General features: G+C 63.5%; 12 protein-coding genes and 3 pseudogenes. 8 read left to right on the forward strand and 7 right to left on the reverse strand.

Annotated elements, in window-relative coordinates; translation table 11 throughout:
- Nucleotides 1–66: 66 nt before the first annotated feature.
- On the forward strand, nt 67–810 hold the full coding sequence (locus HNQ73_RS16450; protein WP_183336265.1) for a GntR family transcriptional regulator: 744 nt from the start codon (nt 67–69) through the stop codon (nt 808–810).
- A 4-nt stretch (nt 811–814) separates the two neighbouring features.
- On the opposite strand, the gene HNQ73_RS16455 is transcribed toward HNQ73_RS16450, so the two are convergent.
- A complete protein-coding gene (locus HNQ73_RS16455) occupies nt 815–1,555 on the reverse strand; it encodes an SDR family NAD(P)-dependent oxidoreductase (RefSeq protein ID WP_183336267.1) in 741 nt (246 codons plus the stop codon).
- A gap of 103 nt (nt 1,556–1,658) precedes the next feature.
- Between HNQ73_RS16455 and HNQ73_RS16460 the strand changes: the two genes are divergently transcribed.
- Complete coding sequence (locus HNQ73_RS16460) at nt 1,659–2,300, forward strand: TetR/AcrR family transcriptional regulator (protein ID WP_183336269.1); 642 nt, start codon at nt 1,659–1,661, stop codon at nt 2,298–2,300.
- A gap of 141 nt (nt 2,301–2,441) precedes the next feature.
- Nucleotides 2,442–4,244, forward strand: coding sequence for a PAS domain S-box protein (locus tag HNQ73_RS16465; protein ID WP_183336270.1), 1,803 nt, complete (start codon nt 2,442–2,444; stop codon nt 4,242–4,244).
- A 26-nt stretch (nt 4,245–4,270) separates the two neighbouring features.
- Here HNQ73_RS16465 and HNQ73_RS16470 read toward each other — a convergent pair whose 3' ends face one another.
- Entirely contained in the window at nt 4,271–5,770 is a 1,500-nt protein-coding gene (locus HNQ73_RS16470; protein ID WP_183336272.1) for a CoA-acylating methylmalonate-semialdehyde dehydrogenase, read from the reverse strand.
- A gap of 140 nt (nt 5,771–5,910) precedes the next feature.
- On the opposite strand from HNQ73_RS16470, the gene HNQ73_RS16475 reads away from it, so the two are divergent.
- Nucleotides 5,911–6,819: a LysR family transcriptional regulator gene (locus HNQ73_RS16475; RefSeq protein ID WP_183336274.1), complete on the forward strand. Its 909-nt coding sequence runs from the start codon at nt 5,911–5,913 to the stop codon at nt 6,817–6,819.
- Between the two features lie 232 nt (nt 6,820–7,051).
- Here the strand turns inward: HNQ73_RS16475 and HNQ73_RS16480 are convergent, their stop codons facing one another.
- Complete coding sequence (locus HNQ73_RS16480; protein ID WP_183336276.1) at nt 7,052–7,333, reverse strand: hypothetical protein; 282 nt, start codon at nt 7,331–7,333, stop codon at nt 7,052–7,054.
- 158 nt (nt 7,334–7,491) lie between these two features.
- On the opposite strand from HNQ73_RS16480, the pseudogene HNQ73_RS18245 reads away from it, so the two are divergent.
- From HNQ73_RS18245 to HNQ73_RS16495, 4 genes and pseudogenes are all read left to right on the forward strand, one after another.
- Nucleotides 7,492–7,800 (forward strand): annotated as a pseudogene (locus HNQ73_RS18245) (ABATE domain-containing protein); the annotation flags it as partial.
- 26 nt (nt 7,801–7,826) lie between these two features.
- The gene (locus HNQ73_RS17835) at nt 7,827–8,069 is read left to right on the forward strand and encodes a CGNR zinc finger domain-containing protein (RefSeq protein WP_210305347.1); all 243 of its coding nucleotides are present in this window, start codon (nt 7,827–7,829) and stop codon (nt 8,067–8,069) included.
- Between the two features lie 2 nt (nt 8,070–8,071).
- On the forward strand, nt 8,072–8,917 hold the full coding sequence (locus HNQ73_RS16490) for a PhzF family phenazine biosynthesis protein (RefSeq protein WP_183336278.1): 846 nt from the start codon (nt 8,072–8,074) through the stop codon (nt 8,915–8,917).
- A 24-nt stretch (nt 8,918–8,941) separates the two neighbouring features.
- A complete protein-coding gene (locus HNQ73_RS16495) occupies nt 8,942–9,379 on the forward strand; it encodes a VOC family protein (protein ID WP_183336288.1) in 438 nt (145 codons plus the stop codon).
- A gap of 341 nt (nt 9,380–9,720) precedes the next feature.
- Here the strand turns inward: HNQ73_RS16495 and HNQ73_RS16500 are convergent, their stop codons facing one another.
- The 4 genes and pseudogenes from HNQ73_RS16500 to HNQ73_RS16515 form a co-directional block, all read right to left on the reverse strand.
- Nucleotides 9,721–11,139, reverse strand: a complete 1,419-nt coding sequence (locus HNQ73_RS16500) for a UvrD-helicase domain-containing protein (protein WP_183336280.1) — start codon at nt 11,137–11,139, stop codon at nt 9,721–9,723.
- Nucleotides 11,126–12,859 carry an ATP-dependent nuclease gene (locus HNQ73_RS16505; RefSeq protein WP_183336282.1) on the reverse strand — a complete coding sequence of 578 codons (1,734 nt, stop codon included), beginning with the start codon at nt 12,857–12,859 and terminating at the stop codon, nt 11,126–11,128. The genes HNQ73_RS16500 and HNQ73_RS16505 overlap by 14 nt, the downstream gene beginning before the upstream one ends.
- A 71-nt stretch (nt 12,860–12,930) precedes the next feature.
- A pseudogene (locus HNQ73_RS16510) lies at nt 12,931–13,314 on the reverse strand (integrase core domain-containing protein); the annotation flags it as partial.
- A gap of 27 nt (nt 13,315–13,341) precedes the next feature.
- Nucleotides 13,342–14,150, reverse strand: a pseudogene (locus tag HNQ73_RS16515) (IS3 family transposase); the annotation flags it as partial.

Below are 14,150 nucleotides of genomic sequence, written 5' to 3' on the forward strand. Positions count from 1 at the left end.
CCGCTCGCTTAACTGGTATGGTAGTATGGTTATGGGAAATTGCAAGACGCCCGGGAGAACTGCTGCGTGAGAAACGAAGTCGATCCGTCGGCCGCCATCGCCCCGCAGATCTATCGCCTGCTCAGGCAGGCGATCGTGACGCTCGAGTATCTGCCGGGCCAGCGTCTGTCGGAGCAGGAGATTGGCGCCCGCTTCGGCGTCAGCCGCCAGCCCGTGCGGGAAGCCTTCATCAAGCTGAGCGAGGCAGGGCTGGTGCGCATCCTGCCGCAACGCGGCACCTTCGTGGTGCGCATTTCGATGAGGGACGTCGCCAACGCGCGCTTCGTGCGCGAGGCGGTGGAAGTGGCGGTGGCGACCACGGCCTGCTCCGTGGCGCCGCCTGAGGCGCTCGACAGGCTCAACGAGCTCATCGCCCTGCAACGGGAGGCCGCCGCGAACGACGACCAGCGCCTCTTCCTGCGCTACGATGAAGCCTTCCACCGCACCCTGGCCGAGGCGGTGGAATGTGCGAGCGCCTGGCCCTTCATCGAGGACGTGAAGGCGCAGATGGACCGCGTGCGCTATCTCAGCCTGCCGGCCGCCTCGCCCATGTCGCGGCTGATCGACCAGCACGCGGAGATCGTCCGCGCCATCGCCCAGCGCGACGCCCGGAGGGCGGGCGATGCGATGCGCCTGCATCTGCGCGAGATCCTGAACTCCCTGCCCCGGCTGGCTGCGGCGCATCCTGATCTGTTCGAGGACGACGAGCTGCCGGCCCACGCCCGCGAGGCGGCGAACGCCACCTCTGGCCGCGACGTGGCGCCGGCCTGACGGCTCAGGCGTTGGCGCCGCCGTCGATGGTGAATTCGGCGCCGGTGACGGACGCTGCCGTCGGCCCGGCGAGCCACGCCACGAGATCGGCGACGTCCTCAGGCCTGCCGAAGCGCGGGATGGCCATGAGGCCGAGCTGCTGGTCGGCATGCTCGCCGCTGGCCGGGTTCATCTCCGTGTCGGTGGAGCCAGGATGGACGATGTTGGCCGTGATGCCGCGCGGGCCGAGATCACGCGCCATGGCCTTCGTCAGGCCGACAAGCGCCGCCTTGGTCATCGCATAGAGGCCGATTCCGGGCCACGGCACCCGCACGGCGAGCGTGCTGCCCGTGGTAATGATGCGCCCGCCCTGCCCCATCGCCCTGGCTGCCCGGCTCGACGCGATGAAGACGGCGCGCAGGTTGACATCGACCATCCGGTCGAAGTCCTCCGCGGTTATCTCGTCGATCAGCCCCGTCTCGAAGATGCCGGCGTTGTTGACGAGGATGTCGATGCGCTCCCTCGCCGAGACCACACTATCGACGGCAGCCTTGACTGCCCCGGCGTCGCGATTGTCGGCCCGGATCGCCCGCGCCCTTCCGCCGGACGCCTCGATCTCCGCGACGACCTGTTCTGCCCTGTCCTGCGCACGGGCGTAGGTGATCGCGACCTCAGCTCCCTCGGCGGCCAGACGACGCGCGACAGCCGCGCCGATGCCGCGGCTGCCACCGGTGACAAGCGCGACCTTGCCCTGAAGATAGGTCATGTCCGATCCTTTTATGTAACGAACGATACATAAAAGGTAGGTGATTGCCCTCGGGCGTCAAGGAATTTATTCTACCGATCGATACAGAATGGGAGCCTGACCGATGGCCCAGCGCGGACGGCCCCGCAGCTTCGATCGCACGACGGCACTTCGCCGGGCGATGGAGGTCTTCTGGCGCAAGGGCTACGACAATGCCTCGATGGCGGATCTCACCGCCGCCATGGGCATCAACCCGCCGAGCCTCTATGCCGCCTTCGGCAGCAAGGAGGGGCTCTTCCGCGAGGCAGTGGCCCTCTATGCCGAGACGGAGGGCAGCGGCATCTGGGAGGGGGTGCCCGCGGCGCCCACCGCCCGGGCGGCGATGGAGCACCTGCTGCGGGCGACGGCCCTCGCCTATACGAAGGGGCCGGAGCCGCTCGGCTGCCTGATCGTGCTCGGCGCGCCACAGGCAGAATGCGCCAGCCCCGCCATTCGCGACGATCTCAGGAGACGCAGGGCGGACAACGTCCGCATCCTCGAGGAACGTCTGCGGCGGGCGGTCGCGGAGGGCGAGCTGCCGGCCCATGTCGACTGCACGGCCGTCGCGAACTTCTACGCCACCGTGCAGCACGGCATGTCGATCAGGGCCCGCGACGGCGCGACGCGCGAGGAGCTGCTGTCCGTGGCCGATTGCGCCATGGCCGCGTGGGACAGGTTGACGTCCACGGCATCACGTAATCGCGACCCCTCCGAGAAAAGCAAATGATATCAGTGATGCAGGAACAGCACCCGTCGAATGTTCTTGCATTTGGCGCTGTTACCGCGAACAATTGATGGTCATGACACTTCGACGGGGTAAGATCATCGGCCGCCGGGCATCACGCAGTGTCGATCGGATAGGTCGCCGATGAGCAATACCGACACCACCTCACGCCCGCGGAACCATGCGGGAACGGATCCGCCCGACAGTCCAGTCGACATCGAGCGCCTTCTCGACCTGTTTCCCGGCGCCTTTAACGTTTGCGACCGGGAGGGCCGTCTTCTCCGCTACAACCAGGTTGCTGCGGAACTCTGGGGTCGCAGGCCGCGGCTTCGCGACGCAAGCGAGCGCTTTTGCGGCGCCCATCGCCTGCGCCGGCCCGACGGCTCCGAGCTGTCCCCCGACCAGAACCCGGTGGCCGAGACGTTGCGCACGGGCGCCCCGGTGCGCAACGCCGAGATCATGATCGAGCAGCCAGACGGGACGCGCATCCTGACACTTGTCAACATCAACGCACTGTACGGTGCGGCCGGTGAGATCACGGGAGCGGTGTGCTGCTTCCGCGACATCACGGATCATCGGGCGGGGCAGGCCAGCGCCTTCAGCGAGGCGCTGCGCTCGCACGAGCTGCTGAGACATCTCCCGGCTGCCATCTACATGACGGACGCGGAGGGGCGGCTCACCTACTACAACGAGGCGGCCGCCGAGCTCTGGGGCACCCGTCCGGAGCCGGGCACGAGCGAATTTGCCGCCTCTTGGAAGCTCTTCTGGCCAGACGGACGGCCGATGCCCTACGCGATGAGCCCGATGGCGCTGGCGCTCCAGGAGAGGCGGCCGGTCCGCGGCGTGGATGTGGTCGGCGAGCGGCCGGACTGCACAAGGGTGCCGTTCCTGCCCTGCCCTGCCCCGCTCTTCGACGACAGGGGCAACCTCGTCGGTTCCGCCAACGTCCTCGTCGACATCACGGAGCGCCTGCACGCGGAGGAAGCCGCACGCCGGCTCGCCTTCATCGTCGAGTCGAGCGACGACGCCATCATCAGCACGGACCTTGAGGGCAGGATCAGCAGCTGGAACGGGGGAGCCGAGCGCCTCTACGGTTACCCGGCAGCCGAGGCCCTGGGCCAGCCGGTCACGATCCTTGTTCCCGAGGACCGGCCGGACGAGGAGCCGACCATTCTCGAGCGCATCCGGCGCGGCGAGCGGGTTGACCACTACGAGACGATGCGCCGGCGCAAGGACGGCAGCCTCGTCGACATCTCGCTCACCGTGTCGCCGATCCACGACGGCGCCGGACGGATCATCGGCGCCTCGAAGATCGCCCGCGACATCACCGACCGGCGGCGGGCCGAGCAGCAGCAGCGCCTGCTGCTGCGCGAGATGAACCACCGGATCAAGAACCTCTTCACCCTCGCCATCGGCATCGTGGGCCTCAGCGGTCGCGCGGCCGGCGCGGAAGATGTCACGAATGCCATCAGGGAGCGGCTCAGCGCCCTCGCCCGCGCGCACGAGTTGACGCTGCATGTTTTCGACGACCGGGCGCGCGTCACAACGCTGCGGGCACTGGTGGAGTCGATTCTGGAGCCCTATCGCGATCCTGCCGCGCCCGACCGTGTCGTCCTCGAGGGAGACGATCTGACCATCGGCGGCTCGGCCCTGACAGGCATCGCGCTGCTGATTCACGAGTTCGCCACCAACGCGACGAAATACGGCGCCCTCTCCAGCCCGACGGGGCGGATCACGATCCGCTGGGCGTCGCAGGACGACCATGTGACCATTCTCTGGCAAGAGCGTGACGGCCCGGCCATCGCGCATCCTCCGTCCGAGGAGGGCTTCGGCAGCTCGCTCGCCCGCTCGACCGTGCGACAGCTGGGCGGCGCGCTGGCCCGCGAGTGGTCACGCGACGGGCTCGTCATGCAGCTCAGCATTCCAGCCGAGCGTCTCGGCGGCTGACGCCGCCGAGACAGGCCTGCCGCGCCTCAGCGCATCGTTGGCATCACAAAGTCCGCCCCCGCGCGAATGCCGGTCGGCCAGCGGGTCGTGATGGTCTTGAGGCGCGTGTAGAAGCGCACCCCCTCCGGCCCGTGCATGTGGTGGTCGCCGAAGAGCGAGGCCTTCCAGCCGCCGAAGGAGTGGAAGGCCATCGGCACCGGGATCGGCACGTTGATGCCCACCATGCCCACCTGGATCTGGTGCGCGAACTCGCGCGCAGCATCGCCGTCGCGGGTGAAGATGGCCGTGCCGTTGCCGTATTCGTGCTCGTTGATCATGCGCGCGGCGGTCTCGAAGGAGTCGGCACGGGCCACCGCAAGCACGGGTCCGAAGATCTCCTCCTTGTAGATCTTCATGTCGGTCGTCACGTGGTCGAACAGCGTGCCGCCGATGAAGTAGCCGTTCTCGTAGCCCTGCATCTTGAAGCCGCGACCGTCGACGACGAGCTTCGCCCCTTCGGCGACGCCGGCATCGATGTAGCCGCGCACGCGCTCCAGATGCTGCTTCGTGACCAGCGGGCCCATTTCGGCGTCGGGATCGGTGCCGGGGCCGATCTTGAGGGCACGCACGCGCGGCTCGAGCTTGGCGATGAGGGCATCCGCCGTCTTTTCGCCCACCGGTACTGCGACCGAGACAGCCATGCAGCGCTCGCCGGCCGAACCATAGGCGGCGCCCATGAGCGCATCGACCGCCTGGTCCAGGTCCGCGTCGGGCATGATGATCATGTGGTTCTTGGCGCCGCCGAGCGCCTGGCAGCGCTTGCCGGTGCGCGCGGCCGTCTCGTAGATGTAGCGCGCGATCGGCGTGGAGCCGACGAAGCTGACCGCCGAGACGTCGGGGTCGAAGAGGATGGCGTCCACCGCTTCCTTGTCGCCGTTGACAACGTTGAAGACGCCGTCCGGCAGGCCCGCCTCCTTCAGCCAGGCGGCGAGCAGCAGCGCGGCGGAGGGATCGCGCTCGGAAGGCTTCAGCACGAAGCAGTTGCCGCAGGCGAGCGCCACCGGGAACATCCACATCGGTACCATGGCCGGGAAATTGAAGGGCGTGATGCCGGCCACGACGCCGAGCGGCTGGCGCACCGAATGGCTGTCGACCCGCGTGCCGACGTTCTCGGTCACCTCGCCCTTGAGGAGGTGCGGCGCGGCGGTGGCGAACTCTACCACCTCCATGCCGCGCTGGATCTCGCCCTTCGCGTCCGACAGCACCTTGCCGTGCTCGGCGGTGATGACGGCGGCCAGCTCGTCCGCGCGCTCCTCGAGGATGCGCAGGAAGCGGTTGAGGATGCGCGCGCGGCGCAGCGGCGTCGTGGCCGCCCATTCGGGGAAAGCCTTCTTCGCCGCAGCGACGGCCTCGTGCACCTCCTCGGCGCTCGCGAGCGCGACGGAGCCCGTCTGCTCGCCCGTTGCCGGGTTGAAGACGGCACCGGTGCGGCCGCTGCGGCCGGCGACGCGGCGCCCGTCGATGAAATGGGGAATGTCGGTCGGCATGGCAGATCCTCCCAGAAACGTCGGACGGCTGTCTGACCGGCGCTCGGCCCGCCGGTCGCACCGTGCCCTTATCATTTCATGAGATTTGCACATCAATGGCCGATATTGCGGCTCTGATGTGCGGAAAATATAGTCGGCGAATGGACTGGGACCGCATCCGCATCTTCCTTGCCGTCGCCCGCACGGGCCAGATCCTCGGCGCAGCGCGGCGCCTGGGTCTCAACCACGCCACGGTGGGCCGCCAGCTCACCGCCCTCGAGGAAGAGCTCGCCACCAAGCTCGTCGAGCGCCAGACGACCGGCTGCGTGCTGACACCCGCGGGCGAGGCGCTGATGGCCGCCGCCGAGCGGGCGGAGTCCGAGTTTCTCAAGGTAGAGGCGCAGCTGTCCGGCACCGCCCAGTCAATCGGCGGCACGGTGCGCGTCGGTGCGCCCGACGGGCTCGGCAACTACTTTCTCTCGCGCGCGCTCGGCGCGCTGGCGGCCGAGCATCCTGACCTTGTCATCCAGCTCGTGCCCCTGCCGCGCACCTTCTCACTCTCGCGGCGCGAGGCCGATCTCGTCATCACGCTCGACAGGCCGAAGCAGGGCCGCGTCATCGTGAAGAAGCTGACGGACTACACGCTCAGCGTCTATGCCTCCGAGAGCTATCTCGCCCGCTATGGCGCCATCGCCCGCGAGGAGGATCTCGCCGGCCACCTCTTCGTCACCTACGTGGAGGACTTCGTCTACAGCCGGGCGCTCGACTACGCAGCGACCCTCGGCCGGCTGATGCACCGGCGCTTCGAATGCGGCAGCGTCGTCGGCCAGATGGAGGCGGTGCGGGCCGGCCACGGCGTCGGCATCCTGCACGACTACGCAGCGATGCAATATCCGGAGCTCAGGCGGCTCCTGCCCCACATCCGCTTCACCCGCAGCTACTGGCTGATTGCCCACCCCGACACCTACGACACGCGCCGCGTCGCGGCCGTGGCACGCTGCATCACCACGAGCGTGCGCGAGGCGCGCGACAGCTTCATTGTCACGGGCGCCGGGCCGGTCGAGCACTGACCACCCCGCAAAGCGCACACGGGCGGCGCAACACAGTATTTCCGGAAACACAGGCTTGCCAGCGCAAGCCTTATAACGTTACCCGATCAGATAACAAAGACAGCTTAAAAGCTTTGAACACTCAAACAAAAAAGGCACACGCCCGAGTCAGCAATATATCACCACCCACCAAGCCTTTTTACATACTCAAAAAACAAAAGAGGAAAATGTGCCATCCCTCTCGAAACTTGTATCATTTTCTTCGCAGCCAGCGTTCCGGATTGAAAACGCCGACGGCCGAAACGCATTCAAGGCCCCGTTCGTCGCCGCCTACAATCACCTGCGCTCCATTGACGGCATTGACGATTTCGCCTCCCTGCTCGGCATGACGCTGCCGCAGCTGCAACAGGCCATTGCCACTCTCGGCATCCTCGGCGTCGCCACGCCCTTCGTCGCCATCGGCGCCAAGGGCGCCATCGACGAATGCCTCGAACGCTTCAGGAAGGATTTTCCGCAGCTCCAGCAGAAGCTCCACGAGCGCGAGGGATCGAAGAAACAATAACCTATTCACGTTGCGTTATTGTGTTACGCCCCTTGAAGCATAACGCCACTCGCTGTAACCTGTAAAGAGAACATTAAGCGGTTATTTGAAGGTACGGGACAGACGACGGACCAAGAGAACACCGCAGCACAATGGTCGGCGATCACCTGGCATTGGACCTGCTCGACACCGAGGCCCGGATCAGCGGCGAACCCGTCGATTACTGGATCAGCCGAGGCGATGTGCGTGCGTGGCCGGCAAGTCACCCGGCCCTGCCCGCATCGCTCGACCGGCACGCCATCGACTCCGCTCTGCTGCTGGCGGCCGGCACGGTGCTCCGCACACAGGCGCGCACACTCATCGGTCAATTCAAGGACGGTACTGTCGCGGATCCCGGCGCGCTGAACGCCCATCTGCACGCCTATGACACCGCACTTCATCTGAAACGTGATACCGCCGGACGTTTGGGCCTGAACCGGATCGCGCAATGCGACCGATCACGTCGGCGCTCGGCCCGGTCGCCGACGCAGTGGCAAGGCGGCTGGCCGAAGGCGATCCAACCCTCTTCAAGCAATGCGAGCATCCGGAATGCGTGCTTTGGTTTTACGATCGGACCAAGGCGCGAGTGGCGCTGGTGCGGCATGGCGCTTTGCGGCCACCGCTACAAGGCTGCACGATCCCGGGAGAGGCGCGGCGGCCATGCAGGCTTGAGGCAATGTTCGAAGGGTGACCATGAAATTTACCTTCCAGATGGTCGACGTATTCGGATCCGACGCGTTTTCCGGCAATCCACTGGCGGTCGTCGTGGCGACCGACGAGATCGACACGGCGGGAATGCAGAAGCTGGCGCGCTGGTTCAATCTGTCGGAGACGGCTTTCCTTCTGCCGCCGAGACATTCGGATGCCGACTATCGGGTGAGGATTTTCAGTCTAGAAAGGGAGCTGCCATTCGCCGGCCACCCGACGCTGGGCAGTTGTCACGCTTGGCTCGCGGCAGGGAATCTACCCAAGCTTCCTGGAAAGATCGTTCAGGAGTGTGGAGCAGGTTTGATCGTCATCCGGCGCATCCAGACGCGCCTCGCTTTCGCGGCACCGCCCTTGATCCGTTTCGAGCCGCCTTCTGCCGCCGAGCTGAACGAGGCCCAACGCTTTCTGGGAATCCAACCAAGCGAGATCGTCGATGCCGCATGGATCGATAACGGCCCGGGTTGGCTTGGTGTAAGACTGGCGTCTGCCGAGAGAGTGCTCTCCCTGAATCCTGCGCGAAGCTGGTCGGGCCGGATTGATATTGGCGTGGTCGGCCCACATCCGCCGGGTAGTGTCGAGGCGTTCGAGGTTCGCGCCTTTTTCAACAACCACCTCGGAATGATCGTAGAGGATCCTGTCACGGGAAGCCTCAATGCCGCTGTGGCGCAATGGCTGTTCCAGTCCGGGGCCGTGGATCACGACTACGTCGCTGCGCAGGGACGCTGCCTCGAACGGAACGGACGCATTTATGTCAGCCGCGATGACACCGGGCAGATATGGATTGGGGGCGACACCCGGACACAGGTCGAGGGAACACTGCAAGGCTTTTGAATACGATGGAGGGGAGACGTGCTCCTGTTCAGCCATGTGACGGTCGGGGTCAACGACCTTTCTCGCGCCGGCAGATTCTACGACGCCATCCTTGAGCCGCTTGGACTGCGCCGGCGGCCGGTTACGCCGGATGGCGGCCCGCCTTCCTTATGCTGGATCAGGCCCGGCGAATCATTGCCGCGCTTCTACGCTTATTCCCCATTCAACGGTCTGCCGGCGACTCCCGGAAACGGCAGCATGGTCGCGTTCCTCGCCCCAAGTGAAGCCGCCGTCATCGCCGCTCACGCAGCCGGCCTGGCAGCGGGCGGAACGGATGAAGGGGCTCCTGGCCCACGCCCCCACTACGGCGACGGCTACTTCGGTGCCTATTTACGTGACCCCGATGGAAACAAGGTACATATCGTGTATCGCGGCGATATCACGACCCAAGCCAGCACATCCGGACGTCCTGCTTCTACTTGAAATCTTGTCGATGCGCTTGACGGCACCTTCGCGACCACTCTGCGCGGTATCCAGCGATCCAACTTCGCTGTGACGAAACCGCCAGGTCCCGGTCAGCTTGAATCCCGGCAGCGCCGCTTGCTGGGCCAGCCGGTACATAGTTCTGTTCCCCGTCTAGAGGGACGCGGGCCTTACCTGTGTTCTGATGCCTGACCGTACCAGCCGGTAGCAGACCTCAAATCACTCCCACTCGATCATCAATGGGAACTTCAATTTCTTATATATCAATGTGTTACCACATCGAAAAGCGTCAAGTACCATGAAAAATACCATACCCGCTCTCGCTCTCCAGCCTCTAAACTTTACCCAACTATAGGATCGGAGCTGCACACCACTAACTTCATCGAGCCTCTTGTCATAGCGACGTAAAGGTTTTGCGCATTCATGTTCTCCGAGTTCAGCACCACGGCCACCTCCGCTTCCAGTCCCTTCAGCAGCAAGGTACTGCCGACGGCTCGTTTGGGCAGCGGACGCCCCAGCAGTCGGTTCTCCTCTCTCACGCGCCTAGCTGCATCGGCCAAGGAGACTACCCCCGACGAGGCGTCTCGAAGAGCCTTGAGTACCCCGTAAAAAATGGCAGGTCGGTGCACACGTACGTTCGGCAGCGCACGTAGCTCAGACAGCAGCATCGCCGCCCCAGACAGAGAAGGTGTACGCAAGAATTCCAAGGCAAGGATTTCCACATCGCTCGGAGGATTCTTCGCGGTTCCCCTCGCCAACACCTCCAGGCGTCGCTTCAACTCGGCTACGCCTACATTCGTCATGGCACTTTGTGCCAACTCCAGTAACTTCCCTACGGCATTCGGTGCGGCCACGTCAAAGCTGTTGGCAAAATTGATCAAACCCTGCAGATCGACGGCCTCGACGGTCGAAGCGCCTGGAATCAGGCTCGCAAAATTCTGCTGTGCTGCTCGGTTGCGGCTGTCGGCAATGATGAGTACCCGCCCGTCTACGGTTGGCGATGGTGTCCTTGCGGCGGCTAAGCGCTGGGCATGGTCGTTCGGCGGTACGGTCTGAACCCAGGTTACATGCGCTGGTGGGCCACTACGCAGATCCACCGAATGTCCCGCCGCTAACAGGCGACGAGCCTCCAGCAACCATTGTCCCAATGATTCCGCACCGGCGTTGCGCCAGCGCCAGGGCGTTGTCAGTTCCCCTACAACAGGAAAATGCGCGCACACGTGCTTATTCCAGTCAGCTAGCGCATTGCCCCCGAATCCAAAGATTGCCTGCATTGGATCGCCCAGCACACATGTGGGCAAAATCAACGAGAGAAAATAGACAATGTTGTGCTGAGACACCAAACAATCTTGATACTCATCCACAATCAAGTGTGCATACGAGGACTTCAGCACCTCGCTTACGTGACCGGCTTGCAGTAGCTTCCAGGCGGCGTCGCGGATTGCGGGGTAATCCCGCGCAGGTGCGGCCAGGCCCAAAATCTCCGGATCGTGGGCGCTACGACCCGGAAAGGTTGATATGAGACGGATAGCCCAGCCATCGATGGTACTCAATCGATAAGCGCTTGCCGGCACACCGGCGCGGTCCAGCCGGCTGCGCAGGGCCGCGACCCCAGCGTTCGTATGTGTCAGCACGAGGATGGGCTTGTTGCCCCGATGACGGGCAAGCGCGTTGGCTATCAGCTGTGTCTTACCGCAGCCGGCGGGTGCGGTAACAGTTCCGCGTTCGATTGCGAGAAGGTCGATTTCAATGGGATCCATCCGCGGCCCAACCGAATATCTGGTCCATCAGAGCGCGGAAGCCCTGATCGCAAAGCTGTAGGTCCGGTGCCACGATGGTCCTCGCTGCTTCCTCCATCCATGAGATGGACTTGAACCAGCCCGCCTTCCGGATGCGCGCCGCCTGGCCGAGGATTGCCCTATGCTGCACCGGCAGGAGGTTCGTCTTTTGGATCTCGTCACAGATTTGCTGGACGGTAAGCTTGTTATTTGAGACGGTGCGTAGGTGTTCGTGAATCAGGTCGCCGTGCAATTCGTTGGCGTAGCTGATCAGTTTCTGGCATGCCGCCGGCGTAAGACTTCCGAATAACTCGTCCTCCAGTGCGCGGCCCGCGCGATAGGCAACGACGGCACCACCTTTTTCGACAAATGCCTGCTCGACCGCAGGGGTGGGCTTCTTGTCATCATCGCGCAATACCATCACCCGGTAACCTAGAGCCTGGAAGGCATTAGCGCGTACATACGGTCGATCCGGCTCCCCGCCACCGCAGTCGATGAGGGCTACGCCTAACGCAGCCAGTGACGCATTCCCTTGCTCCACCCTGTATAAATCCAACCCGCGCAGCAGGCCAACCTCACTGGCTCCCTCGCACACAATCACGGAGCCAGCCAGGAAGGCTTCGGGATAGAGGCGGATTGTGCTCTGGATATCGTTGCCGGTACCGATCGGGCGAACCTCTTGACCGTGAGGGCTACGGCGGACCACAAAGAGTTGGTTGCCAGAAAGCTCTCTCAGCGCCACAGGTGAGTGGGTGGTGAGAAACACCTGCAACGGGGCAGCAGTTTCCTTGGCGCCGAGGGAACCTAGGAACCGCGCAATGCGGTGTGGCTCCAGCCCGTACTCCAGCTCGTCCGAGAGTACGATTGACGCCTGAGCCGCCGCCTTGCGCTGCATGCCGGCAACCAACAGACGCGTGGACCCCACGCCAAGGTTGTGAAGCGGGATGCCGTTTTCGTTGTGCAGGGAGACGGTGCCGCCACCGAATGACACAGAATGCCAATCCAGCAGTGCTCTTGCCTTAGCGCCAATGTTGACACCCAGTTCCTGGGCCGTGGCGGTGACGATCTCCAGCGCTTCTTGCAACTGTTGTTCGGCCTGATCTCCAAAGGCACTGCGTGCGTCCCTTGCCGCCCTGACCAGCGCGACTGAAGCGTCGACTCGTTCTTCCGAGATGCGGTTCAATACAGAGCCCCGCTGCCATCCCAGATTGAAGTCCGCCAAGGCACCAATACGAGTAGGTGCTAGAGCAACGCGATCCTTCCATGCGAGGGTCTTTGTGATACCTTGCTGTGCAGCACGATCAGAGATAAGAGTCCATGACGGTTCCAAGTCACTAGTAACCGTCAGGTTTATACAAAGCACGACCTCGGAATCAACTTGGGGCTCGTCCTCGACAATGCCGGAGTCGGCGCGATATCCGCGCAGAAACGGGCCGTAATTTTCCAGCGCCTTCAACGGTTCATCCAACTCACCCAGCGTCAACGTGATGCTGATTGGAGTCGTGATGTCCAAACCGAAGAAATCGGCATCCGAGAACTGGACGTTTCGTCTTGCGCTTAGGCACAAGTCGATTGCGTCCAGTACCGTAGACTTGCCACTATCACCGGGGCCGATAAGACAATTGATGCCTGGTGCCGGATACCAGACTAATCGCCGTATACCGCGAAAGTTGGCGATCTCGACTTTTCTAATTCTTGCCATGAAGCACGCCTGATTTAGTCTCTGCGCAGCGCGATCTGTGTTCGATTTCTTCTGACCTGTCCGGGAATTTCCTACCAGTAAGGACTAGAGATTCTGGCCTCGGATGTTAATTCGTTGGTCAGGTTTCCCACAAACTCGTGTGGGGTTTGGTAATTCAGGCTCGAATGCGGCCGGATCTCATTGTAGTGGCGACGCCAATCCTCAATGACTACCCGAGCTTCTAGTCGGTTGCGGAACCATTCCATCGACAGACATTCATCGCGGAACTTCCCGTTGAAACTTTCATTGGTACCGTTTTGCCATGGCTTGCCGGGTTCGATTAGGACCGTTTCCAGCTTTTCGTCGACTGCCCATTGCAGCAGCTGTGTACTAACGAACTCGGGGCCGTTATCACTTCGAAGGTATTTTGGTGCGCCACGCAGGCTGACCAAGCGGCTGAGCACCTCGATTACCCGCTGGGTGACCTGTCCGGGAATTTCCTACCAGTAAGGACTAGAGATTCTGGCCTCTTTGAGCGTGTAGAAGATCTCGCCGTCGAGGAGTTCGTCGCGCAGGCGAGCATTGAAGCTCTCGATGTAGCCATTCTCCCATGGGCTTCCGGGTGCGATGTAGGCAGTCTTCGCCCCGACGGCGGTGATCCAGTCCTGCACGGCCGTGGCGATGAACTCCGGGCCGTTGTCGGAACGGATGTGCTCAGGCACGCCGCGCAGGATGAACAGGTCGGACAGGACGTCGATGACGTCGGTGGAGTTGAGCTTGCGATCGATGCGGATCGCCAGCGCCTCATGCGTGAACTCGTCGATCACGTTAAGCATGCGGTACTTCCTTCCGTCATGAGTGCGGTCCTCGACGAAGTCGTAGGGCCAGACATGGTTGGGCCGCTCGGCGCGCAGGCGGATGCATGATCCGTCGGCGAGCCAGAGCCGGCCTTTCTTCGGTTGTTTGGCTGGAACCTTCAGCCCCTCTTGCCGCCAGATGCGCTCGACCCGCTTGTCGTTGACCACCCAGCCCATCTGGCTGCGCAGAAGCTCGGCGATCTTGCGATAGCCGTAGCGGCCATAGCGGCGGGCCAGTGCAACGATGTCCTCGGTCAGTTGCTGCTCGTCGTCCCGGCCGCGAGGAATACGCCGCTGCGTGGAGCGATGCTGCCCAAGCACGAGGCATACCCGGCGCTCCGACACGCGCTTCGGCAGAACCGTATCCCTCCGGTGACGGCCGCCTTGCGGTCTGAGGGCGAACGTCGGAAGTCCTAGGGACAATCCTAGGAGTAGCCCTATGACGATGCCGCGAG

It is taken from the genome of Chelatococcus composti, assembly GCF_014201415.1.
Lineage (GTDB): Bacteria > Pseudomonadota > Alphaproteobacteria > Rhizobiales > Beijerinckiaceae > Chelatococcus_A > Chelatococcus_A composti.